This window comes from Actinospineispora acaciae DSM 45401 (assembly GCF_000620785.1).
Lineage (GTDB): Bacteria > Actinomycetota > Actinomycetes > Mycobacteriales > Pseudonocardiaceae > Pseudonocardia > Pseudonocardia acaciae.
This window is the reverse complement of the sequence record NZ_JIAI01000001.1, coordinates 71,282-97,814: the sequence shown is the minus strand read 5'-3', so window position 1 is coordinate 97,814 and position 26,533 is coordinate 71,282. Positions and strand designations below refer to the sequence as shown.

At 72.6% G+C, this 26,533-nt stretch carries 29 protein-coding genes; 12 read left to right on the top strand and 17 right to left on the bottom strand.

Annotation, left to right across the window (positions count from 1 at the left end; all coding sequences use genetic code 11):
* Positions 1-10 precede the first annotated feature (10 nt).
* Genes N912_RS0100495 through N912_RS63175 form a run of 3 tightly spaced genes read right to left on the bottom strand, consistent with a single transcriptional unit; the run spans position 11 to position 3,413 of the window.
* The gene (locus N912_RS0100495; protein ID WP_028920877.1) at positions 11-1,726 is read right to left on the bottom strand and encodes an amidase; all 1,716 of its coding nucleotides are present in this window, start codon (positions 1,724-1,726) and stop codon (positions 11-13) included.
* Positions 1,723-3,222 carry a sodium:solute symporter family protein gene (locus N912_RS0100490; protein WP_245645141.1) on the bottom strand — a complete coding sequence of 500 codons (1,500 nt, stop codon included), beginning with the start codon at positions 3,220-3,222 and terminating at the stop codon, positions 1,723-1,725. The genes N912_RS0100495 and N912_RS0100490 overlap by 4 nt, the downstream gene beginning before the upstream one ends.
* Entirely contained in the window at positions 3,219-3,413 is a 195-nt protein-coding gene (locus N912_RS63175) for a hypothetical protein (protein ID WP_156993082.1), read from the bottom strand. Before N912_RS63175 ends, N912_RS0100490 begins: the two co-directional genes overlap by 4 nt.
* Positions 3,414-3,513: 100 nt before the next feature.
* Between N912_RS63175 and N912_RS48570 the strand changes: the two genes are divergently transcribed.
* Complete coding sequence (locus N912_RS48570; RefSeq protein ID WP_037062571.1) at positions 3,514-4,497, top strand: LacI family DNA-binding transcriptional regulator; 984 nt, start codon at positions 3,514-3,516, stop codon at positions 4,495-4,497.
* Between the two features lie 91 nt (positions 4,498-4,588).
* On the top strand, positions 4,589-4,843 hold the full coding sequence (locus N912_RS0100475; protein ID WP_028920875.1) for a DUF5302 domain-containing protein: 255 nt from the start codon (positions 4,589-4,591) through the stop codon (positions 4,841-4,843).
* Between the two features lie 56 nt (positions 4,844-4,899).
* Here the strand turns inward: N912_RS0100475 and N912_RS0100470 are convergent, their stop codons facing one another.
* A complete protein-coding gene (locus tag N912_RS0100470; protein WP_028920874.1) occupies positions 4,900-6,003 on the bottom strand; it encodes an NAD(P)H-dependent flavin oxidoreductase in 1,104 nt (367 codons plus the stop codon).
* Complete coding sequence (locus tag N912_RS0100465) at positions 6,003-7,616, bottom strand: acyl-CoA synthetase (RefSeq protein WP_028920873.1); 1,614 nt, start codon at positions 7,614-7,616, stop codon at positions 6,003-6,005. The genes N912_RS0100470 and N912_RS0100465 overlap by 1 nt, the downstream gene beginning before the upstream one ends.
* 65 nt (positions 7,617-7,681) lie before the next feature.
* Between N912_RS0100465 and N912_RS0100460 the strand changes: the two genes are divergently transcribed.
* The gene (locus tag N912_RS0100460; RefSeq protein WP_028920872.1) at positions 7,682-8,482 is read left to right on the top strand and encodes a crotonase/enoyl-CoA hydratase family protein; all 801 of its coding nucleotides are present in this window, start codon (positions 7,682-7,684) and stop codon (positions 8,480-8,482) included.
* Between the two features lie 133 nt (positions 8,483-8,615).
* On the opposite strand, the gene N912_RS0100455 is transcribed toward N912_RS0100460, so the two are convergent.
* From N912_RS0100455 to N912_RS0100430, 6 genes are all read right to left on the bottom strand, one after another.
* Positions 8,616-9,077, bottom strand: a complete 462-nt coding sequence (locus tag N912_RS0100455) for a pyridoxamine 5'-phosphate oxidase family protein (RefSeq protein WP_028920871.1) — start codon at positions 9,075-9,077, stop codon at positions 8,616-8,618.
* 18 nt (positions 9,078-9,095) lie between these two features.
* Positions 9,096-11,123 (bottom strand): acyltransferase family protein, encoded by a 2,028-nt coding sequence (locus N912_RS0100450; protein ID WP_051579408.1) that lies wholly within the window; start codon positions 11,121-11,123, stop codon positions 9,096-9,098.
* A gap of 30 nt (positions 11,124-11,153) precedes the next feature.
* On the bottom strand, positions 11,154-11,318 hold the full coding sequence (locus tag N912_RS63170) for a hypothetical protein (protein ID WP_156993079.1): 165 nt from the start codon (positions 11,316-11,318) through the stop codon (positions 11,154-11,156).
* 132 nt (positions 11,319-11,450) lie between these two features.
* Positions 11,451-11,813: a hypothetical protein gene (locus N912_RS0100440; RefSeq protein WP_028920869.1), complete on the bottom strand. Its 363-nt coding sequence runs from the start codon at positions 11,811-11,813 to the stop codon at positions 11,451-11,453.
* A 49-nt stretch (positions 11,814-11,862) separates the two neighbouring features.
* The gene (locus tag N912_RS0100435) at positions 11,863-13,407 is read right to left on the bottom strand and encodes an acyl-CoA synthetase (RefSeq protein WP_028920868.1); all 1,545 of its coding nucleotides are present in this window, start codon (positions 13,405-13,407) and stop codon (positions 11,863-11,865) included.
* A 22-nt stretch (positions 13,408-13,429) separates the two neighbouring features.
* A complete protein-coding gene (locus tag N912_RS0100430; RefSeq protein ID WP_028920867.1) occupies positions 13,430-14,470 on the bottom strand; it encodes an LLM class F420-dependent oxidoreductase in 1,041 nt (346 codons plus the stop codon).
* A gap of 76 nt (positions 14,471-14,546) precedes the next feature.
* Between N912_RS0100430 and N912_RS0100425 the strand changes: the two genes are divergently transcribed.
* From N912_RS0100425 to N912_RS0100400, 6 genes are read left to right on the top strand one after another with little or no spacing between them, the layout of a single operon-like run.
* Positions 14,547-15,524: a Zn-ribbon domain-containing OB-fold protein gene (locus N912_RS0100425; RefSeq protein ID WP_028920866.1), complete on the top strand. Its 978-nt coding sequence runs from the start codon at positions 14,547-14,549 to the stop codon at positions 15,522-15,524.
* A complete protein-coding gene (locus tag N912_RS0100420; RefSeq protein ID WP_028920865.1) occupies positions 15,524-16,576 on the top strand; it encodes a thiolase domain-containing protein in 1,053 nt (350 codons plus the stop codon). The genes N912_RS0100425 and N912_RS0100420 overlap by 1 nt, the downstream gene beginning before the upstream one ends.
* On the top strand, positions 16,576-17,748 hold the full coding sequence (locus N912_RS0100415; protein WP_037062568.1) for a thiolase domain-containing protein: 1,173 nt from the start codon (positions 16,576-16,578) through the stop codon (positions 17,746-17,748). Before N912_RS0100420 ends, N912_RS0100415 begins: the two co-directional genes overlap by 1 nt.
* Complete coding sequence (locus N912_RS0100410; RefSeq protein WP_028920863.1) at positions 17,745-18,611, top strand: TIGR03619 family F420-dependent LLM class oxidoreductase; 867 nt, start codon at positions 17,745-17,747, stop codon at positions 18,609-18,611. The genes N912_RS0100415 and N912_RS0100410 overlap by 4 nt, the downstream gene beginning before the upstream one ends.
* Entirely contained in the window at positions 18,611-19,045 is a 435-nt protein-coding gene (locus N912_RS0100405) for a nuclear transport factor 2 family protein (protein WP_028920862.1), read from the top strand. The genes N912_RS0100410 and N912_RS0100405 overlap by 1 nt, the downstream gene beginning before the upstream one ends.
* A 45-nt stretch (positions 19,046-19,090) precedes the next feature.
* Positions 19,091-19,543, top strand: coding sequence for a hypothetical protein (locus N912_RS0100400; protein ID WP_211261100.1), 453 nt, complete (start codon positions 19,091-19,093; stop codon positions 19,541-19,543).
* On the opposite strand, the gene N912_RS0100395 is transcribed toward N912_RS0100400, so the two are convergent.
* Positions 19,506-20,159: an NADPH-dependent F420 reductase gene (locus N912_RS0100395; RefSeq protein WP_028920860.1), complete on the bottom strand. Its 654-nt coding sequence runs from the start codon at positions 20,157-20,159 to the stop codon at positions 19,506-19,508. The genes N912_RS0100400 and N912_RS0100395 overlap by 38 nt on opposite strands.
* Positions 20,160-20,250: 91 nt before the next feature.
* Here N912_RS0100395 and N912_RS48565 point away from each other — a divergent pair, with 91 nt between their 5' ends.
* On the top strand, positions 20,251-20,583 hold the full coding sequence (locus N912_RS48565) for a winged helix-turn-helix transcriptional regulator (protein WP_245645140.1): 333 nt from the start codon (positions 20,251-20,253) through the stop codon (positions 20,581-20,583).
* Here the strand turns inward: N912_RS48565 and N912_RS0100385 are convergent, their stop codons facing one another.
* Positions 20,584-21,483, bottom strand: a complete 900-nt coding sequence (locus tag N912_RS0100385) for an amidohydrolase family protein (RefSeq protein WP_028920859.1) — start codon at positions 21,481-21,483, stop codon at positions 20,584-20,586.
* A complete protein-coding gene (locus N912_RS0100380) occupies positions 21,480-21,776 on the bottom strand; it encodes a VOC family protein (protein WP_037062561.1) in 297 nt (98 codons plus the stop codon). Before N912_RS0100380 ends, N912_RS0100385 begins: the two co-directional genes overlap by 4 nt.
* Positions 21,777-21,861: 85 nt before the next feature.
* Here N912_RS0100380 and N912_RS0100375 point away from each other — a divergent pair, with 85 nt between their 5' ends.
* On the top strand, positions 21,862-22,293 hold the full coding sequence (locus N912_RS0100375; RefSeq protein ID WP_211261099.1) for a pyridoxamine 5'-phosphate oxidase family protein: 432 nt from the start codon (positions 21,862-21,864) through the stop codon (positions 22,291-22,293).
* Positions 22,294-22,386: 93 nt separating this feature from the next.
* Positions 22,387-23,187: an alpha/beta fold hydrolase gene (locus N912_RS0100370; protein ID WP_028920856.1), complete on the top strand. Its 801-nt coding sequence runs from the start codon at positions 22,387-22,389 to the stop codon at positions 23,185-23,187.
* A gap of 33 nt (positions 23,188-23,220) precedes the next feature.
* On the opposite strand, the gene N912_RS0100365 is transcribed toward N912_RS0100370, so the two are convergent.
* From N912_RS0100365 to N912_RS0100355, 3 genes are read right to left on the bottom strand one after another with little or no spacing between them, the layout of a single operon-like run.
* Positions 23,221-24,075 (bottom strand): LLM class F420-dependent oxidoreductase, encoded by an 855-nt coding sequence (locus N912_RS0100365; protein ID WP_028920855.1) that lies wholly within the window; start codon positions 24,073-24,075, stop codon positions 23,221-23,223.
* Positions 24,072-25,190 carry an NDMA-dependent alcohol dehydrogenase gene (locus N912_RS0100360; protein WP_028920854.1) on the bottom strand — a complete coding sequence of 373 codons (1,119 nt, stop codon included), beginning with the start codon at positions 25,188-25,190 and terminating at the stop codon, positions 24,072-24,074. Before N912_RS0100360 ends, N912_RS0100365 begins: the two co-directional genes overlap by 4 nt.
* Positions 25,190-26,428 (bottom strand): cytochrome P450, encoded by a 1,239-nt coding sequence (locus N912_RS0100355; protein WP_028920853.1) that lies wholly within the window; start codon positions 26,426-26,428, stop codon positions 25,190-25,192. The genes N912_RS0100360 and N912_RS0100355 overlap by 1 nt, the downstream gene beginning before the upstream one ends.
* Positions 26,429-26,533: the final 105 nt, after the last annotated feature.

Below are 26,533 nucleotides of genomic sequence, written 5' to 3'. Positions count from 1 at the left end.
GCCGCCCCCGCTACCCCAGCGGCGGCGTCCTCGGTGGCGAGGTGCGGCGGTTCCCGGTGGCCTCGAAGGCGGCGGCCAGCGTGAGCAGCGCCGTGTCGTCGTACGCCCGGCCGGCGAAGGTGACGCCCACCGGCATCCCGATGTCGGCCATCGTCCCCATCGACACCGTGACGGTCGGGATGCCGAGGTGGCGGGGCACCAGGTTCCCGTTCGCGACCCACACGCCGTTGCGCCAGCCGAGGTCCGCCGACGCCGGGTTGACGTCCATGTCGGCGGGACCGACGTCGGCGACGGCGGGGAACACGACGGCGTCCAGGCCGAGGCGGTCCATCCACTCCTCCAGGTCGACGCGGCGGGTCTCCTCCAGCCCGCGCAGCCCCTCGGCCAGGTGCGGGATGTCGGTGAAACGCTCGACGCCGTGCGCACGGACGTGCGCCGGATACCCGGCGATGTCGTAACCGAAGCCGTCGTAGCGGTCGGGCAGCGCACCGGGCGGCGGCGGGAAGATCCGCGAACCGTCGACGTCGGCAAGCCGACCCAAGAAAGGGTCCGCGTTCGCGCGCAGGAAGTCGTCCCACGCCCACGCCGACAGGTCGAGGGTCTCGCGGCGCAGGTACTCCGGGCTCACCAGCCCCCGGGTCGCGACCGTCGGCGCCCCCGGCCGGTCGCCCTCGTAGTTCGTCACCGCCGGGAAGTCGACGGGCACGACCTCGGCCCCGGCCGCCGACAGGCCGCGCCGCGCCGCCTCCCACAGGTCCATCACCGACCCCCGCGTCCGGATCCGCCGCCCGGTGGACCCGCCGACGCCGGGCCGCGCGGCGGTGCCGGCGTCCGGGTCGGCGTTGACGTACATCCTCGGCACACCGAACCGCCTGCCGGCCAGCACGGCGCGAGGGTCCCCGGAAGCGAGCGCCGGGTAGGACGGCGGTCGCACCTCGCCCGCGCCGGGCACGGCCACCCACGGCTGGGAACGCCAGAAGTCGCCACGGGTCTCCGGGTCGTCGGCGACCACGACGTCGAGCACCTCGAGCAGGTCGGCCATGGTCCGCGCGTGCGGAACCACCACGTCCATGGTCGGCACCAGCGGCCAGTTGCCGCGCACCGAGATCACCCCTCGGGAGGGCGTGTACGCGCACAGCGCGTTGTTCGACGCCGGCGCCCGGCCGCTCGACCAGGTCTCCTCGCCAAGCCCGAACGCCGCGAAGCTCGCCGCCGTCGCGGTGCCCGAGCCGTTCGACGAGCCCGACGCGAACGCCGCCGTCAGGAAGTCGGCGCGGTACGGGCTCTCCGCGCGCCCGTAGACGCCGCGCTGCATGCCGCCGCACGCCATCGGCGGCATGTTCGTCAACCCCAGGCAGACGGCCCCGCCCGCGCGCAGCCGCCCCACCGCGAACGCGTCGTCCCGCGCGCGCAGGTGTTCGAACGCCGGCGACCCGGCCGCCGCGGTGAGCCCGCGCACCAGGTAGCTGTCCTTGGCGGTGTACGGGATGCCCTCCAGCGGGCCGAGCGGCTCGCCCCGGGCGCGGCGCGCGTCCGACGCCGCCGCCTCGGCCAGCGCATCCGGGTTGCGCACCACCACCGAGTTGAGCCGGATGCCACCCGCGTCGTAGGCGTCCAGGCGCGCCAGGTACGCCCCGACCAGCCCGACCGAGGTCACCGCGCCGGACTCCAGCGCCGCGCGCAGCCCCGCGATGGACGCCTCGACGACGTCGAACGCCGCCGTCATGCCCGCCCACCCACGGACACCGGCCGAAGGTCCGCGAACAGCCGGTCCACCCGTTCCCGCTCCCCCTTCGGCGCCGGCCGCACCAGCGTGACCACCAGGTACGCGATGACGTTCACGATCAACCCGCCGACGCCCGAGGTCAGCCCGCCCAGCCACGGGATCGACGTCGGATAGCCGACCTCCAGCACCGCCGCGACCAGGATGCCCAGCACCATCCCGGTGGTCGCCGCGGCGGCCGTCCCCCGTCGCCAGAAGATGCCGAGCAGCAGCGTCGGCGCGAGCTGACACACCGCCTGGTACGACACCAACGCGAGGGTGATCAGCCCGGACGTCCGGTTCGCCGTCCCGACCGCCCCCACCGCGGACACCACGGTCACCGCGGCAACGGCCACCTTCGCGCCCCTGGCGGACTCGATGCGCGGCCGCCCAGCGCCGATCACGTCGTTGACCACCTGCGTCCCCACCGCCTGCAGGTTCGCGCCGACGTTGCCCATCGTCGCGGCCACCACGCAGACGCCCGCGAGCGCGACCAGCCCGACCCCGCCGAGCCCGGTCATGACGAACCAGACAGTGTCCGGCGCGGCCCCCACCCCCGGCACACCGGACGCCAGCAGCGCCATCGTGGCCAGCGCGGCGGAGAACAGGAACATGATCGGCGCCGCCTGCAGGGCGGAGCGCTGCACCGCCCTCGGACTGCGCACGCTGAACAGCCGCACGAAGATGTCCGGCCAGCACCAGCCGCCCATCACGCCGGTCAGCACCAGCGCGAACACGTACAGCGGCCCGAGCGCGCTGCCCGGCCCCGGCAGCGTCAACAGCGCCGGCGCGACCTGTCCGAGCCCGTGCCCGTTCCGGACCAGCCAGATGATCAGGCCGACCAGGATCAGGAACCCGACGCCGTAGGCGTAGACCCCCTGCACCATGTCGCTGACCACCAGCCCCCGGGTGCCCAGCCGCACCGTCCAGACCTGCCGCGCGGCGATGAACAGCACCCCGATGACCAGGGCGACATAGGGGTCGACCAGCCCGAACGAGAGCGTCGAGAACACCAGCGCGAGCGACTGCATGCCCAGCACGATCCACGGGATGGACGCGGCGGCCCCGATGACCGCGGCGACCACCCGCACCGCCCGCGAGTCGTAGCGCAGCCCGAGCAGGTCGGCCTGGGTGCGCAGGTCGTGGGCGCGACCCCACCGGCTCACCGGGTTGGCCAGGAAGAACATCAGCACGATCGCGAGCATCGAGTACGACAGCGAGTAGAAGCCGATCACGCCGGCGCTGGCGGACAGGCCGGCGAACGCGACGAACACGGTGCCCGCGATCCAGGTGTTCAGCAGCGACATGGTGCCGAACCACGGGCTGAACGAGCGCCCGCCGGTGGCGTAGTCGCTGAGGCTCGCGTCCGCGCGCCCCGCCCTGGTCATCACGACCACCACCGCGGCGGTGAACAGCAGGATCGCGCCGTAACCGACGACCATGCCCGTCATGCCCGTCATGCCTGCTCCTCGCCGCCGTCACGGTCACGCAGCGCCCACAGGACGAACAGCGAGAGCGTGACCAGCAGGTTCGCGATCACGAAGTACCAGAACGCGCCCGCCCCGCTGACGATCCAGTGCACCGGGGGCGCGAGGAGCAACAGGGCGTCGACGGCGAGCACGAGCCGGCGCGCGGTCGTTGATGAGGACATGGGCGAAAGCCACCTTCGGACGTCGTCGGCCGGTGATGCGGGCGTGCCTTAACGTTTAGGCACGGCTAGTGTCGCTGTCAAGAGGTCGAGGACGTGGGGCATGGCGGGATCGCGGGTCACGATCGTGGACATCGCCCGGGAGGTCGGGCTGTCCGCGGTCACCGTGTCGTGCGCGCTGAACGGCACCGGGCGGGTCTCGGCCGGCACCGCCGCCCGGATCAAGCAGGCCGCCGAGCGGCTCGGGTACGTCACCAACCGCGCCGCCCGCAGCCTGCGCGGCAGCCGCATCGGCGCGTTCGGGCTCTACATCCCGCCGGCCGTGCGCAACATCGCCTTCTACATGGACTTCGCGTTCGGGGTCTCCGACGGCGCCGCGCTGGCCGGCAACGACCTCACGCTGTTCGCCCGCACCTCCACCGGCGCCCGGTCGTTCCAGGTCGACGGCGCCATCGCCATCGACCCTCGGCCCGACGACCCCGTGGTCGGCGCGCTGCTCGCCTCGGGCACGCCGACCATCAGCGTCGGACGCTACGAAGGCCGGAACGCCGAGGCCATCCGGGGCACGCTGGTCGCCCGCCACGCCGAGCTCCAGACCGAGATCCTCGACCACCTGTACCGGCGCGGCCGCCGCCGCCCGGCGCTGATCGCGGTGGACGACGCGACCTCCTCGTGGGCCACCGACTCCCGACAGACCTTCACCCGCTGGTGCACCGCGCACGGCATCGAACCGTTCGTGCGCGCCGTCGACCTGGACGCCGCCCCCCGCCAGGTCGTCGCCGCCGTCACCGCCGCCCTCGACACCGGTGGCACCGACGCGCTGGTCTGCGCCGCGCAGGGCCTGGCCGCGCAGGGCCAGATCATCGTCGAGGGGCGCGGGCTCACCATCGGCAGGGACCTCGACCTGGCCTCCTTCGCCGGCGCCGTGGGCGTCGAGATCGACAACCCGCTGGTCAGCGCGATCGACCTGGCGCCGCTGGCCTACGGGTTCGCCGCCGCCGAACTGCTCGACGACGTGCTCGCCTCCCCCGCCCGCGCCCACGAACACCGCTGGTTCGACGGCACCCGGGTCCACCTCGCGACCTGAACGGGCGACGTCACACGCGAATCGGCTCGCCGGCCCGCCCGGTCCGTGCAACTCTGGACCCGACCAGAGGCGAACGATCGCGGGAGGCACCATGGCGGAAACACCTGAGGCCAAAGAGCCGCGCGACGACACCGACGCCGCTCAACCCGCCGACACCCCGGACGCCGCCGCCCCCGACGCCGACACCACCGACGACCTGCGCAGCCGGTTCCGCGAGGCGCTCGAACGCAAGCGCGGCGAGGCCAAGGCCCGCTCCGCCCGAGGCCACGGCGCCGGCAACCCCAAGGTCGGCGAGACCCACCGCCGCGCCGGCGGCAAACGCACCTTCCGCCGCAAGAGCGGCTGACCAACCCGTGAGTGGTTAGCGGTGTCATAGCACCGCTAACCACTCACGGGTTCTGATCAGCGCAAACGGTCGAGCCGGGTGAGCGTGTCGTCCAGCTCGGTGAGGAGTGCGGACATCAGCTCGGCCACCGGCCGGACCTGGTTCATCCGGCCCACGATCTGGCCGACGGGCATGGCCACGGCGGCCGGGTCGTCGGCGCGGGCCATCCGCTGGTGCGCCTCGCTGACCAGGATGTTCTGCAGCGGCATCGGCAGCGGGTCCGGGGCGCCCGGCGCGGCCCAGGCCTGCGTCCAGCGGGTCTTGAGCAGCCGCGCGGGCTTGCCGGTGTAGATGCGGGAGCGGACGGTGTCCGAGGAGGTGGCGGCCAGCAGCGCGCGCTGGGTGGCGCTGTCCGGCATGCCCAGGGAGTACTCCGAGGCGGTCAGCCAGGCCGAGCCCATCCACACCCCGGTCGCGCCCAGGGCCAGCGCGGCGGCGACCTGCCGGCCGGTGCCGATCCCGCCGGCGGCGAGCACCGGCGCCCGGTCGCCGACCGCGTCCACGACCTCGGGCAGCAGCACCATCGTCGCGATCTCGCCGGTGTGCCCGCCGGCCTCGTAGCCCTGCGCGACCACCACGTCCACCCCGGCGTCCACGTGCCGGCGGGCGTGCTCGGCGGTGCCGGCCAGCGCGGCCACCGGGACGCCGGCGTCGTGGGCACGGGCGAGAACGTCCGGCGGCGGCGACCCCAGCGCGTTGGCGATCAGCGCGATCGGGTGCTTGAGCGCGATGTCCACGTGCGAGCGGGCCACCGAGTGCAGCCAGCCGAGCACGCCGTTCCCGGCGCGCTCTTCCGAGGGCAGCGGTGGCACGCCCAGCTCGGTCAGGGTGCGCTCGACGAACTCCCGGTGCTCGGGCGGGACCATCGCGGCCAGGTCCACCGACGTGCCCTCGGTCGGGATCTTGGCCGGCATCACCACGTCGACGCCGTACGGGCGGCCGCCGGTGTTCTCGTCCATCCAGTGCAGCGCGCGGTCCAGCTCGGCCGGGTCGTTGAACCGCACGCAGCCCAGCACGCCCAGCCCGCCGGCGCGGCTGATCGCGGCGGCCACGTGCTCGGACGGGGTGAACCCGACGATCGGGTGCTCGATCCCGAACTTCTCGCACAGCGCGGTGCGCATCAGGCGTCCCGCTCCAGCGGAGAGTTCGACGCGGCGTGGTCGCGCGCCCACTGGTAGTCCGGCTTGCCGTTGGGCGAGCGGCCGACCTCGTCCACCAGCCACACGCTGCGCGGCACCTTGTACCCGGCCAGCTGGGTGCGCGCGTGCGCGTCCAGCGCGGCGGCGTCGGGCGTCGCGCCGGGCCTTGGCTGCACCAGTGCGCCGACCCGCTGCCCCAGCCGTTCGTCCGGCACCCCGATCACCAGGGCGTCGAACACGTCCGGGTGCGACTTGAGCGCGCCCTCGACCTCCTCGGGGAAGACCTTCTCCCCGCCGGTGTTCACGCACAGGTTGCCCCGGCCGAGCAGCGTGATCGACCCGTCCGGCTCCATCCGCGCGAAGTCGCCGGGCACCACGTACCGCTTGCCGTCGACCTCGCGGAACAGCGCCGCCGTCTTCTCCTCGTCCTTGTAGTACCCGTACGGGATGTACCCGCTGCGCCCGAGCAGCCCGACCCCGCCGGAGCGCGGCGGCACCGCGTGGCCGTCGTCGTCGATCACGATCACGTCCGGCCCCGGGTTGATCCTCGGGCCACCGGAGTGCTCGGCGTCCTTGGCGACCAGCTGGATGCCGGTGAAGCCCGACTCGGAGGAGCCGACCGCATCGGTGAGCACCGTGTTCGGCAGCGCGGCCAGGAACCGCTCCCGCACCGCCGGGGAGAACAGCGCGCCGTGGCTGGAGATCGCCACCACCGAGGAGGCGTCGTAGCCGCCGTCGTCGAACGCCTCGATCAGCGGCCGCGCCATCGCGTCGCCGACCAGCGTGATCACGTTGACCCGGTTGCGCTCCACCGCGCGCCACGCCGTGACCGGGTCGAAGCCCGGCATCAGCACCGCCGTGCCACAGCCGAACAGCGCCGGCAGCACCGACCACTGCGCCGCGCCGTGGATCAGCGGCGACAGGCACATCCGGACCAGCCCGAAGCCCTTGCCGGCCTGCGACTGCGCAAACTCGTCGGCCAGCGGCTCGCCGCTCATGAAGTCCACACCGCCGCCCAGCGCGCGCCACACGTCCTCGTGGCGCCACAGCACGCCCTTGGGCATGCCGGTGGTGCCGCCGGTGTAGAGCACGTACGTGTCGTCACCGCTGCGCGCCTCGAAGTCCCGCTCCGGGGAGCCGCCGGCCACCGCCGCGTCGTAGCCCACCCCGTGCCCCTCGGGCACCGCCACATCGCTGCCGTCCTCCACCACCAGCACGTGCCGCAGCCCCGGCACCTCCGGCAGCACCGGCGCCACCCGGTCGGTGTAGCGACGGTCGTGCACCAGCGCGACCAGGTCGGCGTTGTCGAACAAATACCGCAACTCGTTCTCGACGTAGCGGTAGTTCACGTTGATGGCCACCGCGCGCAGCTTGTACGCCGCGATCATGGCCTGGACCGCCTCGATCGAGTTCTGGCACTGGACGCCGATGTGGTCGCCCGGCCCGACGCCGTGTTCGGCCAGGTGATGGGCCAGCCGGTTGGTCTGTTCCTCCAGTTGCGCGTAGGTCACCGAACGCTCGCCGCAGACCAGCGCGGTGCGATCAGGGACGAGGTCGACGGCGTGCTCGATCAGATCCGCGATGTTCCGGGCCATGGGCACCAAACTAGAACATGTTATCGTTCCGGACAACAGGTCGGCCGGCGGCGGGAGCGTGACTCATGGATGTGGACGACGAGGCCCCGCACTGCCTGGTCGAGCAGCGCGGCGCCGTGCTGGTCGTGACGATGAACCGGCCTCGCGCACGCAATGCCCTGTCCGGCCCGATGATGGCGATCATGAAGGAGGCCTGGGACCGGGTGGACGCCGACCCGGAGATCCGGGCCTGCGTGCTCACCGGGGCAGGCGGGGCGTTCTGCGCGGGCGCCGACCTCAAGGCGATGACCGCCCTGCACCCCGGCGACGCCTTCGCCGGCGGCGGCTGGGACCTGTCGGTGATCGAGCCGCTGCTCAAGGGCCGGCGGCTGACCAAGCCGCTGATCGCCGCCGTGGAGGGCCCGGCCATCGCCGGCGGCACCGAGATCCTGCAGGCCACCGACATCCGGGTGGCCGGGCGCGGGGCGCGGTTCGGGGTGTCCGAGGCGCGGTGGGGGCTGTTCCCGTTGGGCGGCTCGGCGGTGCGGCTGCCGCGCCAGATCCCGTACACCCAGGCCGCCGACCTGCTGCTCACCGGCCGGCACCTGTCCGCCGAGGAGGCGCTGTCCGTTGGCCTGATCGGGCACGTGGTGCCGGACGGCCAGGCGCTGGCCAAGGCCCTGGAACTGGCCGAACAGGTCGCGGCGAACGGACCGCTCGCGGTCCAGGCCATCCTGCGGACCATCCGCGAGACCGAGGGCATGGCGGAGAACGACGCCTTCGTCGAGGAGGCCAAGCTCGGCATGGCGGTGTTCGCCAGCGCGGACGCCAAGGAGGGTCCGCGCGCGTTCGCCGAGAAGCGAACCCCGCAGTTCCACGGCCGCTGACACCCCGTGAGTGGCTAGGGCCGCTATGACGACCCTAGCCACTCACGGGTACGGCGGCGGCCGCCTCACGGCTGACGAAATCCGCGACTCACCCTGACAAAATCCCCGACTCGCGGGCTGGTACGGGCTCGCGCTAGTACGTGCTGGTGGGGAGCTTGCGGTGGTCCCAGGTGACGGTCTTGGTGGGGTGGACGAGGATGGCGACGCGTTTGGCTCCGGAGCGGCGTAGGCCTTCTCTCGCGGTGTCGTCGAGGGGGCCGGCGAAGCGTTCGGCCACGGCGGCGCCGATGTGGAGGGTCTGGTCGGGGTCTTCGACGATCTCGGCGGTGCCTTCGATGCTCACGCCGCGCAGTTCGGGGTAGGTCTCGCCGGCTTCGACGAGGCAGGACAGGCGGGGGTCACGGCGGAGGTTGAGGACCTTCTGCGAGGTGCGGTAGGTCCAGAACGCGGGCTTGCCGTCCAGCATGGCGAACCACATGGGGACGACGTGGGGGTGGCCGCCGGCGCCGTGGCTGGCCACGATCAGGGTTCGCTCCTCGGCGAGGAACGCGGCGATCTCCTCGTCGGACATCCTGATCTGGTCCCTGCGGTTCATTCCTGGCTCCGTTCGCCGTCACGACGGGGAGTTTCTCGCGGCGTAACGGTCCAGGGCGCTGTCGATGGCGTTTTCCACGATGCCGGCCATGCTGGTGAGATACGTCGCGCTGAGATGGTTGTCATCCTTGTAGACGAGGATATTACCGATGACCGCCGGGCACATCTCCGGGTCGCAGTAGTAGTCGCTGAAATCGAGGAACAATACGTTCGGCGGCACGTCGGAGAGTTCCCGATAGGGCGCCGTCGGGGCCAGCAGGTCGGCCCGGGGCGTGCCGCATTCGGCGACGTCCACCCGGCCGGCCTCGACACAGCCGGCCGGCGAGCGGGCGTAGCGGGGATTGTCGCGGACGGCCAGTACCGGGATCGACTCGGTTTCGAGCTTCTGCCATTGCGCGACGAAGCCGGCGGGCGTGTGCTCGGTCAGGCCGGCGCGGACGTCGCGGGTGGCCATGGTGAACACGAAGTCGGGCGGGTCGGCCAGGATCTCCTCGGTCGCGGCGGCGTTCCAGTCCAGGCACTGCCGGTCGTCGGGGAGGATCTCGGAGTCGGCCGAGTACGGGCAGCCGGGCCGGGACATCATGATGATCTCCCAGTGGCGCCGCTGCGCGATCGGGCGCAGGGCCGCGAGGAACTGGGTCGGGTGCGAGTCGCCGACCAGCACGACCTTGCGGGTGGGCGGGCCGGGGCTGGCCAGCCGGCAGATCTCCAGGTCACCGCCGCGCGGGGAGTCCTCGCAGCGCAGGCCCTCGACGCTGGCCCAGTCGTCGGGCAGCGACACGAACGGCGGGGCCAGCGGCGGGTCCTGCGCGCCCCAGTACTCGAAGTCCGCCCTCATGGCGAGCGCCCCCGGGTGGTCGGGGTCGTCGAACGTCAGCGCGTACGACTGCGCCTTGCGCGCGCTGACGCCCTGCCACACCCCGCACGCCATCAGCACCGGCAGCAGCGCGGCGACCGCGAGCCTGGGGGTGCGGCGTTCGGCGCCACCGGAGGTGCGGGCGGCCCCTGCCACTGCCACGACCGGGCGTTCGACCAGGTGGTGCGTGCCGGCGGCGAGCAGCAGCGACAGCGCGATCACGGCGGCCCCGCCGAGCGGCCCCGGCTCCTCGCGCTCCTGGCTGACCAGGAACAACACCAGGATCGGCCAGTGCCACAGGTACAGCCCGAAGCTCAGGTCACCGAGCCGGCGCAGCGGCCGCGACGCCAGGATCCGGTCCACCCCGATCCGGCTGTCGCTCGCCCCGGCGGCCAGCACGGCGACCGCGGACAGCGTCGGCCACAGCGCCACGTACCCGGGGAACTGGGTGCCGACGGTGAGCACCAGCCCGCAGCTCACCAGCCCGGCCACCCCGGCCCAGCCCAGCCCGATCCGGACCGCGCGCGGCAGCGGCACCGCGTCGATGACCAGCGCCAACAGCCCGCCGAGCGCGAACTCCCATGCCCTTGCGAGGGTGTCGAAGTAGGCCAGCGGCTGGTTCACCGAGGTCAGCCAGACCGAGTACGCCAGCGAACCGACCAGCACGACCGCGCTCACCGCGCCGAACCCGGCGCGCGGCGACACCCGCAGCCGCCGCCCCAGCCACACCACCGCGACCCCGACCAGCGGCCAGAGCAGGAAGAACTGGCCCTGCACGGACAGCGACCAGAAGTGCTGCACCACGCTGGCCGCGCCGTGCTGGGCGAAGTAGTCGGCCGAGTCCGCCGCGAGCTGCCAGTTCTCCACGAACAGCACCGAGGCGATGACCTCGCGGATGGTGCCGAACCAGCGGTTCTCCGGCAGCAGCACCACGCCCACCGCGATGATCGCGAGCAGCACGGTGACCGAGGCCGGCAGCAGCCGCCCGACCATCCGCGCGTACACCGCGCGCAGCGCGACCGCGCCCCGCTCCCCGGCCCTGACCAGCTGGCCGGTGAGCAGGAACCCGGAGATCACGAAGAACACGTCGACGCCGCCGGACACCCGGCCCAGCCAGACGTGGTAGACGACCACCAGCAGCGCCGCCAGCGCGCGCAGGCCTTGCAGCTCGGGTCGATACGCTCGGGCCACCGCCCCTCCTCTGTAGATCGAACCCGGGCTCTAGGCGCTGGTGAGCACCCCGTAGGCGGATCCGGCCATTCCGGCGGCGCTCAGGGCGATCAGCCCGAACACGCCGAGCAGCGGTTCGTCGCGCACGCTCATCGCGACGAGCAGGCCGATACCGAGGGCGGCAATCAACAGGACGAGAACAGCAAGAATGAACAAGGCATGCCCCTTGGTCGAAATGCGCGCGCCGAAAACGCCGAACGCGCGAACGAGTTACCTCAGCTTTGTGTCAGAGGGCATATGCCGACGCGCCCGGAATCGTTGTCGATCCGGGATGCGAGAACCGTCGGCTCAGGCCGGCTGGGGCGGGGCTCGACCAAGGCGCGGATGGGACAGGTCGACCGGGCGCACGGCGATGTCCGGCGTGCGGTCCGACCGGGCGCGCAACAGCGGTTCGTACGACAGGTCCGCGACCACGCCGTCGGCCGGCGCCGGTTCGAGGTCCGGGTGGCCGGTCGTCAGGTCCTGGAGACGGACCTTGCCGGGCGCGGCGGGCGTGGACGGCGCGGCGATCGTGGACGCCAGCGGGTCGCTCGCCGACCAGTCGGTGGACGCGAAGTCGATGCCGGACTGGGTGTCCGCGCGCAGCGCCCCGCCGGCCAGCAACAGCGACAACAGCAGCAGCGGCACCTGCCACCACAACCGCTGCCGCACCGCTCGCTCCCGTCCCTCGCCGGTGGCCGTACCTTACGCAGCCGCCCGACTACACGGTGCGCTCGGCCCAGTAAGGCTCGCGCAGCCGCCGCTTGTACAGCTTGCCGTTCGGGTCGCGCGGCAGCTCGGCCACATAGTCCACGGTACGTGGCAGCTTGAACCTGGCCAGCCGGGTGCCGGCGAAGGCCAGTAGCTCCTCGGTCAGCGCGTCGTCCGGCGTCACGCCGTCGGCGGGCTGCACCACCGCCTTGATCTCCTCTCCCCAGTCCGGGTGCGGGATGCCGAACACGGCCACGTCGGCGACCTTGGGATGACCGGCCAGCTCGCCCTCGATCTCGGCCGGGTAGACGTTCACCCCGCCGGTGATGATCATGTCGCTCTTGCGGTCGTGCAGGAACAGGTAGCCGTCCTCGTCCAGGTGCCCGACGTCGCCCAGGGTGAACAGGTCGCCGACCCGCGCCGCCTTCGTCTTCTCCCGGTCGCGGTGGTACTCGAAGGAGGACGTCCCCATCCGTAAATAGACCAGCCCAGGCTCGCCGGGCGGCAGCTCGCGCCCGTCCTCGTCGAGCACCGCGACCACCGACCCCGGCCAGGCCCGCCCCACCGACCCCGGCTTGCGCAGCCACTCCTCGGCGGTGATCGTGGTACCGCCGCCCTCGGTGGCCGCGTAGTACTCCGTGACCACCGGCCCCCACCAGTCCAGCATCCGCCGCTTGACCTCCATCGGGCACGGCGCCGCCCCGTGGATCATCACCCGCAGCGAGGACAGGTCATGGCGCGTGCGCTCCGCCTCCGGCAGCGCCAGCAGCCGGGAGAACTGGGTGGGCACCATGTGGCTGTGGGTCACCCGGTACCGCTCGATCAGCCGCAGCATCTCCGCCGGCGTCCAGCGGTCCATCAGCACGGCCGGGTGCCCGAGCTGGATGGAGATCGTGACGAAGTTCAGCACGGCGGTGTGGTAGAGCGGCGAGCCGCACAGGTGCACGTGCCCGTCGTGCGGCTCCAGCCCGAAGATGCCGAAGAACCACAGCGCGGTGCCCGGCACGTCGTCCGGGTCCGCGCCGGTGAGCGGGCGCCGCACGCCCTTGGGCCGGCCGGTGGTGCCCGAGGTGTAGAGCATCGGGCCGCCCATGGTCCGCTCCTCCGGCCGCCCCGGCGGTTCGTCGGCACCCAGCTCGGCCAGCGGCCGGAACCCGGGCACCTCGCCGACCGCGAACCGGGCCTCGGGCGGCAGGCCGGCCTCCTCGGCGGCGGCCGCCGCGACCGGGGCGAACCGCTCGTGCGCCACGAACGCCTTGGCGCCGCTGTCGGAGAGGATGTAGGCCACCTCCGGCCCGACCAGGTGCCAGTTCACCGCGACGATGTACAGGCCGGTCTGCAGCGCGGCGAAGTGCGCGGCGAGCATGTCCGCGCCGTTGGGCAGCAGCAGCACGATGGCGTCGCCCGCCCGCAGCCCGAGCGCGCGCAGCCCGCGCCCGTACCGGTCCGCGTCGGCGGCCAGTTGGCGGTAGGTCACCTCCCGGCCGTCCGGCGCGACCACCGCCAGCCGGTGCGGTTCGGACGCGGCGATGTTCCACAGGCCCAGGGCTGTCACGGGTGCCAAACTAGAACTTGTTTCACACGCTGGCAAGGGTGTCGGCGAGGGCTCGCGCCTGGCCGGTGTCGCGGCAGGACACGATCAACATGTCCACCCCTGCCTCGGCCCAGCGGGCCACCTCGGCGCGCACGGTGGCCGGCGGGCCGATGATCGCGGTGTCGGCAACCAGCTCGTCGGGCACGGCGGCGACGGCGTCGTCACGGCGCCCTGCGCGGAACAGCTCACCGATCTCGGCCACCTCGGCGGCGTAGCCCATCCGGCGGAACACGTCGGCGTGGAAGTTCATCCCCGGCGCTCCCATCCCGCCCAGGTAGAGCGCCATGGAACGTTTCAACGCGGCGATCTCGGCGGCCGGGTCCTCGGTGACCACCACCTGGCAGCTCGCGGCCACCGTGAAGTCCCCGCGTCGACGGCGGGCACCGGACCGGGCGAAGCCCTCGTCGAGCCACTCCCGGTAGGTGGGCGCGAGCTTGGGCGAGTAGTAGATGGCCAGCCAGCCGTCGGCGATCTCGGCGGCCAGCGCAACGTTGCGCGGACCCTCGGCGCCCAGCCAGATCGGCAGGTCAGCGCGCAGTGGATGGGTGATCGGGCGCAGCGGCTTGCCCAGCCCGAGCGCCCCGTCGCCGGCGTAGGGCAGCGGGTAGTGCGGCCCGTCGTTGCGCACCGGGGCCTCCCGCGCGAGCACCTGGCGCACGATCGAGACGTACTCCCTGGTGCGGGCCAGTGGCTTGCCGAACGGCGCGCCGTACCAGCCCTCCACGACCTGCGGCCCGGACACCCCGAGCCCGAGCACCGCCCGCCCGCCGGACAGGTGGTCCAGGGTCAGCGCGTGCATCGCGCACGACGTGGGGCTGCGCGCGGACAACTGGGCCACCGATGTCCCCAGCAGCACCCGCTCCGTCCGCGACCCCCACCAGGCCAGCGGGGTGAACGCGTCCGAGCCCCACGACTCGGCGGCGAACACCGCGTCGAACCCGGCCCGCTCGGCCGCCAGCACCAGATCCTCGGCACCGTCCGGCGGACCGGCGCCCCAGTACCCCAGCTGCAGTCCCAGTCGCATCCCCGTACTCCCTCCGACGCCGTCGCCGATGGGCTCATCTTGCCAGCCGAATCGAGAACCTGTTCTACTTAGCGCCATGGTCACCCGTGAGGAGCCGCTGATCGCCCCGCTGGAGGTGGGGTTCGACTACACGCGCTCGGTCGGCCCGGTCCTCGGCCGGTTCCTGACCGCCCTGCGCGAGCGACGCCTCGAAGGCGTCCGGGGCAGCGACGGCCGGGTGCACGTCCCGCCCGTCGAATACGACCCAACGGACGGCAAGCCCCTGACCGACCCCGTCGAAGTGACCGCCGAAGGCACCGTCCAGTCCTGGTCCTGGATGCCCACGCCGCTCGAAGGCCAGCCCCTGGACCACCCGTTCGCCTGGGCCTTGATCAAACTCGACGGCGCCGACACCGCGCTCCTGCACGCCGTAGACACCGGCACCCCGTCCGCGATCCACACCGGCCTCCGAGTCCGCCCCCGCTGGCGCGACAACCCCGTAGGCGCGGTCACCGATATCGCCTGCTTCGAACCCGTGAGTGGTAAGCGTTGCTATGACAACGCTTACCACTCACGGGTGGTGACCTCGGACAACGACGTTTCAATGGTCGTAACTCCGGTCCATTTGCATTACGAGCATTCGGCGTCGTTGGAGGAGAGCCGGTACCTGCGCGGGCTGGCGGAGGGGCGGCTGTTGGGGCAGCGGTGCCCGGTGTGCCGGAAGGTGTACATCCCGCCGCGCGGGGCGTGCCCGGTGGACGGGGTGCCGACCGAGGAGGACGTCGAGCTGGCGGACACCGGGACGGTGACCACGTTCTGCATCGTCAACGTGCCGTTCCTGGGGCAGCGGATCACGCCGCCGTATGTGGCCGCGTACGTGCTGTTGGACGGCGCGGACATCCCGCTGCAGCACCTGGTGCTGGGGTGCGCCGCCGAGGAGGTGCGGATGGGGATGCGGGTGCGCGCGGAGTGGAAGCCGCGAGCGGAGTGGGGCACGAGCCTGCGCAACATCGACCACTTCCGTCCGAGCGGTGAGCCGGACGCGGAGTTCGAGACGTACGCGGAGCACCTGTGATGAGCGACGTCGCGGTGGTCGGGTTCGCGCAGTCGCCGCAGGTGGGACGGACCACCGGCACCACCAACGGGGTGGAGATGCTGGTCCCGGTGTTCCAGGAGCTGTACGCGGCCACCGGGCTGGACCGGCACGAGATCGGGTTCTGGTGCTCGGGCTCGTCGGACTACCTGGCCGGGCGGGCGTTCTCGTTCGTCTCCGCCGTGGACGCCATCGGGGCGGTGCCGCCGATCGCGGAGTCGCACGTGGAGGCGGACGCGGCGTGGGCGCTGTACGAGGCCTGGGTGAAGATCCGCACCGGCGAGGTGGACACCGCGCTGGTGTACGGCTTCGGCAAGTCCTCGGCCGGCGAGCTGCGCCGGGTGCTCGCGCTGCAGCTCGACCCGTACCTGGTGGCGCCGCTGTGGCCGGACGCGGTGAGCCTGGCCGCGCTGCAGGCCAGGGTCGGGCTGGACGCAGGGCTGTGGAGCGAGAAGGAGATGGCCGAGGTGGCCGCCCGCAGCCGCGCCGACGCCGCGAAGAACCCGAACGCCCAGCTCCGCGAACCGCTGGACGTCAACGGGCTGCTGGACGAGCCGTACCTGGCGGACCCGCTGCGCGCGCACGACTGCGCCCCGATCACCGACGGGGCGGCGGCCGTCGTGCTCGCCTCGTCAGACCGGGCCGGCGAGCTGTGCGAGCGGCCGGCCTGGATCACGGGCATCGAGCACCGCGTGGACTCCCCCGCGTTCGGCGCCCGCGACCTGAGCAGGGCGCCGTCGGCGGGCGCCTCGGCGGCGGCCGCCGGCATCGACGGCGTCCAGGTCGCGGAACTGCACGCCCCGTTCACCTCGCAGGAGCTGCTGCTGCGCCGCGAGCTGGGGCTGGCCGAGAGCGTGCGGATCAACCCGTCCGGCGGCCCGCTGTGCGGCAACCCGATGTTCGCCACCGGCCTGGTCAGGATCGGCGAGGCGGCCGCCCGGGTGATGGACGGCTCGGCGGGCCGGGTGCTCGCGCACGCCACCAACGGCCCGCTGCTGCAACAGAACATGGTCTGCGTCATGGAGGGCCGCTGATGTCCGGGCCGAACCTGGCCGCCGTGCTCGGCACCGGCCAGACCAAGCACACCTCGAAGCGCACCGACGTCTCCATGGCCGGCCTGTGCCGCGAGGCGGTGGACGCCGCCCTGGCCGACGCGGGCCTGGACCGGGGCGAGGTCGACGCGGTGGTGCTGGGCAAGGCGCCGGACCTGTTCGAGGGCGTGATGATGCCCGAGCTGGTGCTGGCCGACGCGATCGGCGCCACCGGGAAGCCACTGCTGCGAGTGCACACCGCGGGCTCGGTCGGGGGGTCCACGGCGGTGGTCGCGGCGAGCCTGGTGCAGGCCGGCATACACCGGCGGGTGCTGGCGGTGGCGTTCGAGAAGCAGTCGGAGTCGAACGCGATGTGGGCGCTGTCCATCATGCCGCCGTTCTCCATGCCGGTGGGCGCGGGCGCCGGCGGCTACTTCGCCCCGCACGTGCGCTCCTACATCCGCCGCTCCGGCGCGCCCGAGCACATCGGGGCGATGGTCGCGGTCAAGGACCGCCGCAACGGCGCCCGCAACCCGCACGCGCACCTGCACCAGCCGGACATCACGCTGGACTCCGTCCGCGCCTCGAAGATGCTGTGGGACCCGATCCGCTACGACGAGACCTGCCCGTCCTCGGACGGGGCGTGCGCGGTGGTCATCGGCGACGAGTCCTCGGCGGCCGCCGTCAACACCCCCGCCTGGATCCACGCCACCGTGATGCGCACCGAGCCGACCATGTTCGCCGGCCGCGACCAGGTCAACCCGCACGCCGGCCGGGACGCCGCCGTCGCGCTGTGGGACCGGGCCGGGATCACCGACCCGCTGGCCCAGGTCGACGTGGCCGAGATCTACGTGCCGTTCTCCTGGTTCGAGCCGATGTGGCTGGAGAACCTCGGCTTCGCCGCCGAGGGCGAAGGCTGGCGGCTCACCGAGGCCGGCGAGACAGCGATGGACGGCCGGCTGCCGGTCAACCCGTCCGGCGGCGTGCTGTCCTCGAACCCGATCGGCGCGTCCGGGCTGCTGCGGTTCACCGAGGCCGCCCGGCAGGTGATGGGCCGCGCCGGTGACCACCAGGTGCACGGCGCCCGCACCGCGCTCGGCCACGCCTACGGCGGCGGGTCGCAGTTCTTCGCCATGTGGGTGGTCGGATCCGACAAACCGGGAGCACGCTCATGAAGTTCTCCATCTCGATCGCGATGAGCCCGCTGGACCAGATCGTCGGGCTGGCCCGCACCGCCGAGGAGTGCGGCTTCCACTCCGTCGCGCTGCCGGACTCGATCTTCTACTCGGAGAAGGTGTCCGCCCGCTACCCCTACACCCCGGACGGCTCGCGGATGTGGAACGCCGACACCCCGTGGGTGGACCCGATCGCGGCCAGCGCGGCGATGGGCGCGGCCACCGAGCGGATCCGGTTCTGCACCCAGGTGCTCAAGCTCGGCTCGCGCTACCCGCTGCCGCTGGCCCGCCAGGTCGGGTCGGTGGCCGTGCTGACCGGCAACCGGTTCACCCTCGGCGTGGGGCTGGGCTGGACGCCCGAGGAGTTCGAGTGGTGCGGCGTGCCGTTCGAGCACCGGGGCCGGCGCGCCGACGAGGCCATCGAGGTGCTGCGGCGGGTGCTCGGCGGCGGGATGGTCGAGCACCACGGCGAGTTCTACGACTTCGAGCCGCTCCAGATGAGCCCGGCGCCCACCGAGCGGGTGCCGATCTTCGTCGGCGGGCACACCGAGGCCGGGCTGCGCCGCGCGGCCCGCCACGACGGCTGGACCTCGGCGATGATGCGCTTCGACGAGCTGCGCGAAGTGATCGGGAAGCTGGCCGCGCTGCGCGCCGAGAACGGCAGCGCGGGCGAGCCGTTCGAGATCCAGGCGGTGTGCGTGGACAGGTTCGGGCTGGACGGCTACCGGCAGCAGGCCGAGATCGGGGTCACCGACGCGATAGTCGTGCCCTGGGTGTTCGACGGCATCGGCTTCGACGGCGAGCTGAGCGCCAAGCAGGACAGCATGAAACGGTTCGCGGACGAGATCATGGGCAGGATGTAATGGGCGTGGAATGGTCGGCCCCGGACGGAGATCACCCCGCGCGGGCGGCGTCGCGGCGGTCGATGGACGCGGTGTCCCGGGGCGCGAAGGACGAATGGCTGGCCCTGTTCGCGCCGGACGCGGTGGTGGAGGACCCGGTCGGCCCGTCGATCTTCGACCCGGACGGCAAGGGACACCACGGCCACCACGGGATCTCCGCGTTCTGGGACACCACCATCGCCAACGCGCGGCGGATCACGTTCAGCGTGCGCGACTCGTTCGCCGCCGGTGACGAGGTGGCCAACGTCGGGACGATCACCTCGTTCCTGCCGGACGGTTCGCGGGTGGACACCGAGGGCGTGTTCGTCTACCGGGTCGGGCCGGACGGGCTGATCCGCTCGATGCGGGCGTTCTGGGAGTTCGACCGGGCGATGGCCACCCTGCGGCCGTCCTGACCAGCCCGGCCTGAACCGTTCGGCCGCCACGCCCGTGTGGATGGCATGGCAACACACTTCGGGGGTGCCCGCTCTCCGGAACCCGCCACGGCCGGCGGCCTCGGCCTTCGCCGACGGCGTGCGCCGATCGTCTGGCGGGCGCTGAGCGCGCTCGCCCTGCTCGGGATGGCCTGGATCCACCTCCACTACGTCGTCTTCGTCGGGGCGGGCGGCCTGCTGGAAATCCTGTTCCTGCTCAACGCGGCCGGTGGGCTGGTGCTGGCGATCGCGATGCTCGCCACCCGGCGGGGGTTGCTGCGCCTGTCGACGGTGCTAAGCCTGTTGATGATGGTGGGGACCTTGCTCGCGCTGGTTCTTGCGCTGAACGACATGCTGTTCGGGATCCAGGAGCAGCTCAGTGGCGACCTGGTGGTGACGGCGCTGGTCGAGGAGTCGATCGGCACCGTCGTGCTGCTGGTGACTACCGCGCAGGTGTTCCGGAAGCCGCGCCTGGCCTGACGACGCGCGGCACGGCGGCGGCGGGGTCGAAGCCGGAGAACGCGAGCCCGATGACGAACCCGGCGACCTCTTCGAGCTGGCGGGCGCGGTCGAGCCCGCCGAGCACGGCCGGCACCGCGCCGACGTCGCGCACCAGCCGGCTCACCGCGTCCAGCGCGGCCGGTTCGTCGCCGCACAACGCGACTGTCACCTCGCGGTCCGCCTGCTCGGTCCAGTGGTCGGGCGTGAGCAGGTGGAAGGCCTTCACCACGTGCGCGCCGGGGGCGAGTGCGGCGATCCGGCCCGCCGCCGACTCGCCCGGGCCGATCAGCAGGGTGCCGACGGCGTGCTGGACGGCGTTGGTGGGGTCGATCAGCGTCGTGCCGGCGAGGGCGCCGTCCGGGCCTCCGACCTCGCGCAGCACGTCCTCGACGGCCGCCCAGGGAACCGCGAGCAGCACCGCGTCCCGATCCCGGACGGCCTCGCCCGGCGCGAGCGCGGCACCGCCGATCCGCCCTGCCAGGGCTCGGGCCTTCGCCGGTGAGCGTCCCGCGACGACCACCTCGTGCCCCGCCGCCACCCAGCGCGCGCCCAGCGCCGCCGCCACCGCCCCGGTGCCCAGGATCCCGATCCGCATGTCCGTCCTCCCGTCGCTTCTGTTCGGGACCGACGGTAGTCGCGCCGTTACGCACCGATCGGTGCATGACGGGGCGGGGACAATGGTCGGCATGGAGGATCACGGGCTGCTGGCGGACTGCCGGGTACGGATGGCGACCGACCTGTTCGCCCACACCTGGGATCCGGTGGTGCTGTTCGCCCTGCGCCCCGGCCGGCTGCGCCGCCGCGAGCTGCGGGCCGCGATCGGAGGCGTCAGCGACAAGCCGTTGACCGAGGCGCTGCGCCGGCTGCTCGCGCACGGCCTGATCGAGCGGCGCTCCTACCCGGCCGCCCCGCCCCGGGTCGAGTACGAGCTGACCGAGCTCGGCCGCAGCCTCGTCGACGGGCCGCTGGCCGCGCTGGGCCGCTGGACCGTCGAACACGGCAACAAGCTCCGCTGTTGATCACCAGAAGACGCGCTCGGCGTTGCCCGCGCGGATCATGTCCAGCTCGCCGGCGGTGAACCCGGCGCCGGCCAGCCGGTCCAGGCTCTCCTCCGGGTCGAAGTACGGGAAGTCGCTGCCGAACAGCACCCGCTCCACCCCGAACGCCCGCACCGTCGCCACCAGCCGGTCCGCCGGCAACAGCCCCGCGCCGAGCACGAACGACAGGTCCGTGCACAGCCCCGGACGGCGCTCGCCGAGCGTGAGCAGGTCGTCGTAGAACGGCTGGCACAGGTGGGCGAGCACGAGCGTCAGCCCGGGGAAACGGTCGAGCACGGGCACGAAGTGGGACGGCGCGCAGTACTCGGTCGCCGACTCGTAGAACGACCCCGCGCTCGACCCGCCGTGCGAGATCACCGGCACGCCCGCGTCCCGCGCCACCCGGTACACCTCCAGGTATCCCGGGTGATCGGGCATCACGTGGCTCAGCGCCGGGTGGATCTTGACCGCGCGCACCTCGGGCCGTCCCACCAGGTCGGCGAGGTCGGCGGCCATGGCCGCGTTGTCGACCGTCGGGTCGGCGGTCACCACCGCCCCGATCCCCGGCTCCGACACCTCGCGGATCCAGGCGTTCTGCGCCCTGACCTGGCCGAGCAGCCTGTCCTCCAGCTCCCCCGCCCGCCGTCGCCGCTCGTCGCCAGCCAGCTCGGCGGGCCACCGCCCCATCTCCGCCCGCCGGGCCAGCTCGGCGAACGCCGTCGTGATCGCCAGCACCCGCCCGATCCGGCCCCGCTCGCGAAGAGCCCGCACCTCCCCGACCACCCCCGCGTGCCCGGACAGCCGCTCGCCGCCCTGCGCGCGCAGCCCGGCGGCCTCGTCCGGGAACAGGTGCAGGTGGGCGTCGGTCGCACCGTCCGTCACGACGCGTGCACCTCGACCTTGCGGCCGTCCGGGTCGGTGCGCACGTGGCGCCCGGGGGCGAGCGGCGGGCGCACCGTCGCGCCGTCCACCGCGAAGCCCAGCCGCAGCGCCCCGGTCAGGCGCTCACCGCGCGCGGGATACAGCTCGACCACCATGCCGTCTGGCAGCACGGCCGCGTAGTGCTCGGGGCCGGAGGCGTGCCGCTCGCGAGCGAAGGACAGCCCGAGGTTCGCGTAGAACTCCCGGCATTCCTCCAGGGACTCGGTGTAAATCACCACAAGGGTGGTGCGCATCGGAGGTGACGATATGCGACCGCCGGGGAATCCGCGAGCGAGCCCGGACGTTGCCGGGGCGGGACACGACACGGGAGGTTCACCGATGGCGATGGGTACGGCGGAGCGCGAGGAGTTCCTGGCGGCGCTGCACGTGGGGGTGATCAGCATCGCGCGGGCGGACGGGCCGCCGCTGGCGGTGCCGGTCTGGTACAGCTACCAGCCGGGCGGGGACGTGCTCGTCCAGACCGGGCCGGGCTCGCTCAAGTACCGCCTGCTGGAGCGCGCGCGGGAGTTCAGCCTGGTCGTGCAGGACGAGACGCCGCCGTACAAGTACGTCAGCGTGGAGGGCCCGGTGGTCGACATCGCGCTCGACACGTCACAGGCCGAACGGGAGGCGATGGCGTACCGCTACTTCGAGCGCGCCGACGCGGACGCCTACCTCGCGCAGATCAAGGACGAGCCGGTCGCGCAGCTGCGGATGCGTCCCGCGCGCTGGTACTCGGTGGACTTCACCGGGGTGCCCGGCGGCTCCTGATCACGCATCGAACGCGGATCATGGCACCAACTCGACATGATGTGACGTCGGCGCGCATTGCCGCCACCTCAGGCGCCCGGTTTGCTCGGGCGCATGTCGAGAATCAGCTACCGCGGTCGCGACGGCTGCCCCCTGCATGCCGCCGTTGTCGGCGACGGCGACGGCCCACCACTCGTCCTGATGCATGCCGGCGGACCCGACCACGAGAGCCTGCTGCCTCTCGCCGCCCACCTCGCCGACCGGCACACCGTCGTGCTCCCGGACCTGCGCGGCTACGGCCGATCCGTCTGCCCCGATCCGACCCTCCACACCTGGGCCCGGTACACCGATGACGTCGTGCGGTTGCTGGGCCATCTCGGCGTGCCGGGCGCCGCGATCGGCGGCACCGGTCTCGGCGCGACGATCACCCTTCGGGTGGCGGCGGCACACCCCGGCCTCGTGCGCGCCGCCGTCCTGATCGCGCTCGAGGACATCGAGGACGACACGGCGAAGGAAGCCGAGATCCGTTTCATGGACGACTTCGCCGCCCGCGTGGCCGCCGAGGGCATCAACGCGGGCTGGGAGCCCATCCTGGCGGACTTCCCGCCCGTCGTCGGCGCGATGGTGCGCGACGCCATACCCCGCTCCGACCCGGCCAGCATCGTCGCCGCCGCGGCTATCGGCCGTGACCGATCCTTCCGCGAGGTTGCCGAACTGGCCGCGATCACGGCGCCGACACTGGTGTTCCCCGGCGACGACGCGCGTCACCCCACCGCGCTGGCCGAACAGGTCGCCCGGACGCTGCCCCACGGCCGCTTGGCGCCGACGACGACATGGGCCGACCTACACACCGCCGACGACCTCGCGCGCGTCGTCGCCCCGGCGATCCGGGAGTTCCTCGACAAGATCACCTAAACTCCCCCACCGGCATCCGGCCGACGGTCAACATCACGGCCGCGCGAGGTACTCCGGGAACGCGCCCGCGTAGTAGTCCAGCGCCGCCAGCACCTCGTCGGCGCCGCCGCCAGGGAGCGCGGCCACCGCCTCGGTGACGCCCAGCGACCGCAGGTACTCCAGCTTGCCCGGGGTGGGCTGGATGCCGAACGGCACCGCCTGGGCGCTCGCCGGGTCGCGGCCCGCGTCGGCGAACGCCTCCCGCAGCGCCGGCAGCGCCTCCTTGAACCCGGACGCCCCGATCGGCATCCAGCCGTCGGCGATCTCCGCGATGTGGCCGAACAGCTTCGGCCCCGCCGGCCCGCCGATCAGGGCGCGCGGCCGGGGCTGCTGCACCGGCTTGGGCCACGACCAGGACGGCGGGATCTCCACGTGCTTGCCGTGGAACTCGCCGACCTCGTTGCTCCACAGCTCGGTCATGGCCAGCATCACCTCGCGCAACCGCCCGCGCCGCCGCGCCGGGTCGACCCCGTGGTCGGCGATCTCGTCGCGGTTCCAGCCGTACCCGACGCCGAGCACCAGCCGCCCGTCCGAGAGCAGGTCGAGCGTGGCCAGCTCCTTGGCCAGAATGATCGGGTCGTGCTGCGCGACCACCCCGACGCCGGTACCCAGGAGTATCCGGTCCGTCACCGACGCGCACGCCGCCAGCGCGATGTACGGATCCAGCGTGCGCCGGTACGACGGGTCGAAGTCACGCCCCTGCACCGGGTGCGGCGTGTGCCGGGCCACCGGGATGTGCGTGTGCTCCGGGAAGTACACGGAGTGAAACCCGCGCGCCTCCGCCTCCCTGGCCAGCCGCACCGGGTTGATCACCTCGTCGGTGAGGAAGATCGTCACCCCGAGCTTCATGACGACTCGTGCAGGATGACGCCGCGGATGTTGCGGCCGGCGTGCATGTCGGCGTAGGCCTGGTTGACCTCGTCCAGCCGGTACGTCGTGGTGATCAGCTCGTCGAGCTTGAGCCGGCCGGAGCGGTAGAGGCCGGCCAGCCGGGTGATCTCGTACGGCGGCGTGCCCATGCCGAAGATGACGCCCTGGATGCGCTTCTGCATCATCGACAGCAGCCACAGGTTGATCGGCAGGCCCTCCGCCTTGACGTCGCCGATGCCGGTCACCACCACTGTGCCGAACTTGCCGATCGCGTTCACGGCGGCGGCCACGTGCTCGCCTGTCGTGACGCCCACCGTGACGATCGCCGAGTGCGCGCCCTGGCCACCGGTGACCGAGCGGGCGAAGTCGGCGGCCTCGTCGATGCCGGCGAACGCGTGCGTGGCCCCGAACTTCAGGGCCGACGAACGCTTGAACTCCACCGGGTCGACGGCGATCACGTGCGCGGCGCCGCGCGCGGACGCGGACTGCACGGCGTTCATGCCCACGCCCCCGGTGCCCATCACGATCACCGTGTCGCCGGCCTTGACCTCGGCGGCGTACTCGGCCGAGCCCCACCCGGTGGGCACCCCGCAGCTCAGCAGCGCGGCCACCGGGAACGGGATGTCCTTGTCGATCGCGGTCAGCGAGTACTCCGAGACCACGGCGTGCTGGGCGAACGTGCCGACCATGGTCATCTGGCCGGCGTCCGCGCCGTTGTGGTGCGCGCGGTACGTGCCGTCCGCCATCGAGCCGGCCAGCGCGTACATGCCCAGGTCGCACAGGTTCCCGCGACCGGACGCGCACGGCCCGCACCGCCCGCAGGACGGCACGAACTGGGCCACCACGTGGTCGCCGACGGCCAGCGTCCGCACCCCCGGCCCGACCGCCTCGACCACCCCGGCGCCCTCGTGCCCGCCGATCAGCGGCAGCTTGCCCACCGGCATGTCGCCGGTCGCGGCGTGGTCGTCGGAGTGGCACAGCCCGGCGGCGTGGAACCGCACCCGCACCTCGTGCTCCGCCGGCTCGTCCAGCTCGACGTCGATGACCTGCCACTTGCCGGGCTGCTCCAGCAGCGCCGCCGCTCGCGTCCGCATCAACGCACCCCCGCCTGGTAAGTCACCGGAAACTCCTTGATCCCGTTCAGCCAGCCCGAACGCAGCCTCCGGGCCTCGCCGGCGCGCTTGATGTCCGGCATGTGCTCGGCGATCGCGTTGAAGATCAGGTCGATCTCCAGCCGGGCCAGGTTCGCGCCCAGGCAGAAGTGCGCGCCGCTGCCGCCGAAGCCCAGGTGCGGGTTCGGGTCGCGGGTGACGTCGAACCGCTCCGGCGCGTCGAACACCGTCTCGTCGAAGTTCGCCGACGCGTAGAACAGCCCGACCCGCTGGCCGGCCTTGATCTGCTGGCCGCCCAGCTCGGCGTCCACCTTGGCGGTGCGCTGGAACGCGGTCACCGGGGTGGCCCAGCGGACGATCTCGTCGGCGGCGGTGGCCGGGCGCTCCGCCTTGTACAGCTCCCACTGCTCCGGGTTGTCCAGCAGCGCCATCATGCCGTGGGTGATCGCGTTGCGGGTGGTCTCGTTGCCGGCCACGGCGAGCAGCAGCACGAAGAAGCCGAACTCGTCGGCGGACAGCCCCCGGCCGTCCACGTCGGCCTGCACGAGCTTGGTCACGATGTCGTCCATCGGGCAGCCCTTGCGCTCCTCGGCCATGCCCATCGAGTAGCCGAGCAGCTCCGCGGCGGCCGCCTCCGGCTCGATCTCGTACTCCGGGTCGTCGTAGGCGATCATCTGGTTCGACCAGTCGAAGATCTTGCGGCGGTCGTCCTGCGGGATGCCGAGCAGCTCGGCGATGGCCTGCAGCGGCAGCTCGCAGGCCACGTCGGTGACGAAGTCGCCGCTGCCCTCGGCGAGCGCGCCGTGCACGATCCGCTGGGCGCGCTCGGCCAGCGCGTCGCGCAGCCCGGAGATCGCCTTCGGGGTGAACCCCCTGGACACGATCCGGCGCAGCGTGGAGTGCTGCGGCGGGTCCATGTTGATCAGGATGAAGCGCTGCAGCTCGATCTTGTCCCGGGTGATGTCCTCGTTGAACCGGATGATCGCGGTGTTCTCCCACGTCGAGTAGGTGTCGCTGTCCCGCGACACCTCCTTGACCTCGGCGTGGCGGCTCACCACCCAGTAGCCCTCGTCGTCGAACCCCGAGGAGCCCTTGCGCTGCGGGTTCCACCAGACCGGTGCGGTGCGCCGCAACTCGGCGAACTCGGCCAGCGGCACCCGCCGCGCGTACAGGTCGGGATCGGTGAAGTCGAAGCCCTCAGGGATCTTGCCGACCACCACGGCCACCTCCGTCCACACGCCAACGTGTAACACGTTCTACCCGCAGTCAAGCACACTCGGCTGGCAAGGTGAAGGGTCTGCTTGTCGTCAAATAAGAACGTGTTC

Bases quoted from the DNA above. Each gene is read 5' to 3' on its own strand.
- N912_RS0100495 (WP_028920877.1), bottom strand. From the start codon at position 1,726: ATGACGGCGGCGTTCGACGTCGTCGAGGCGTCCATCGCGGGGCTGCGC.
- N912_RS0100490 (WP_245645141.1), bottom strand. From the start codon at position 3,222: ATGACGGGCATGACGGGCATGGTCGTCGGTTACGGCGCGATCCTGCTG.
- N912_RS63175 (WP_156993082.1), bottom strand. From the start codon at position 3,413: ATGTCCTCATCAACGACCGCGCGCCGGCTCGTGCTCGCCGTCGACGCC.
- N912_RS48570 (WP_037062571.1), top strand. From the start codon at position 3,514: ATGGCGGGATCGCGGGTCACGATCGTGGACATCGCCCGGGAGGTCGGG.
- N912_RS0100475 (WP_028920875.1), top strand. From the start codon at position 4,589: ATGGCGGAAACACCTGAGGCCAAAGAGCCGCGCGACGACACCGACGCC.
- N912_RS0100470 (WP_028920874.1), bottom strand. From the start codon at position 6,003: ATGCGCACCGCGCTGTGCGAGAAGTTCGGGATCGAGCACCCGATCGTC.
- N912_RS0100465 (WP_028920873.1), bottom strand. From the start codon at position 7,616: ATGGCCCGGAACATCGCGGATCTGATCGAGCACGCCGTCGACCTCGTC.
- N912_RS0100460 (WP_028920872.1), top strand. From the start codon at position 7,682: ATGGATGTGGACGACGAGGCCCCGCACTGCCTGGTCGAGCAGCGCGGC.
- N912_RS0100455 (WP_028920871.1), bottom strand. From the start codon at position 9,077: ATGAACCGCAGGGACCAGATCAGGATGTCCGACGAGGAGATCGCCGCG.
- N912_RS0100430 (WP_028920867.1), bottom strand. From the start codon at position 14,470: ATGCGACTGGGACTGCAGCTGGGGTACTGGGGCGCCGGTCCGCCGGAC.
- N912_RS0100425 (WP_028920866.1), top strand. From the start codon at position 14,547: ATGGTCACCCGTGAGGAGCCGCTGATCGCCCCGCTGGAGGTGGGGTTC.
- N912_RS0100420 (WP_028920865.1), top strand. From the start codon at position 15,524: ATGAGCGACGTCGCGGTGGTCGGGTTCGCGCAGTCGCCGCAGGTGGGA.
- N912_RS0100415 (WP_037062568.1), top strand. From the start codon at position 16,576: ATGTCCGGGCCGAACCTGGCCGCCGTGCTCGGCACCGGCCAGACCAAG.
- N912_RS0100410 (WP_028920863.1), top strand. From the start codon at position 17,745: ATGAAGTTCTCCATCTCGATCGCGATGAGCCCGCTGGACCAGATCGTC.
- N912_RS0100405 (WP_028920862.1), top strand. From the start codon at position 18,611: ATGGGCGTGGAATGGTCGGCCCCGGACGGAGATCACCCCGCGCGGGCG.
- N912_RS0100400 (WP_211261100.1), top strand. From the start codon at position 19,091: ATGGCAACACACTTCGGGGGTGCCCGCTCTCCGGAACCCGCCACGGCC.
- N912_RS0100395 (WP_028920860.1), bottom strand. From the start codon at position 20,159: ATGCGGATCGGGATCCTGGGCACCGGGGCGGTGGCGGCGGCGCTGGGC.
- N912_RS48565 (WP_245645140.1), top strand. From the start codon at position 20,251: ATGGAGGATCACGGGCTGCTGGCGGACTGCCGGGTACGGATGGCGACC.
- N912_RS0100380 (WP_037062561.1), bottom strand. From the start codon at position 21,776: ATGCGCACCACCCTTGTGGTGATTTACACCGAGTCCCTGGAGGAATGC.
- N912_RS0100375 (WP_211261099.1), top strand. From the start codon at position 21,862: ATGGCGATGGGTACGGCGGAGCGCGAGGAGTTCCTGGCGGCGCTGCAC.
- N912_RS0100370 (WP_028920856.1), top strand. From the start codon at position 22,387: ATGTCGAGAATCAGCTACCGCGGTCGCGACGGCTGCCCCCTGCATGCC.
- N912_RS0100365 (WP_028920855.1), bottom strand. From the start codon at position 24,075: ATGAAGCTCGGGGTGACGATCTTCCTCACCGACGAGGTGATCAACCCG.
- N912_RS0100360 (WP_028920854.1), bottom strand. From the start codon at position 25,190: ATGCGGACGCGAGCGGCGGCGCTGCTGGAGCAGCCCGGCAAGTGGCAG.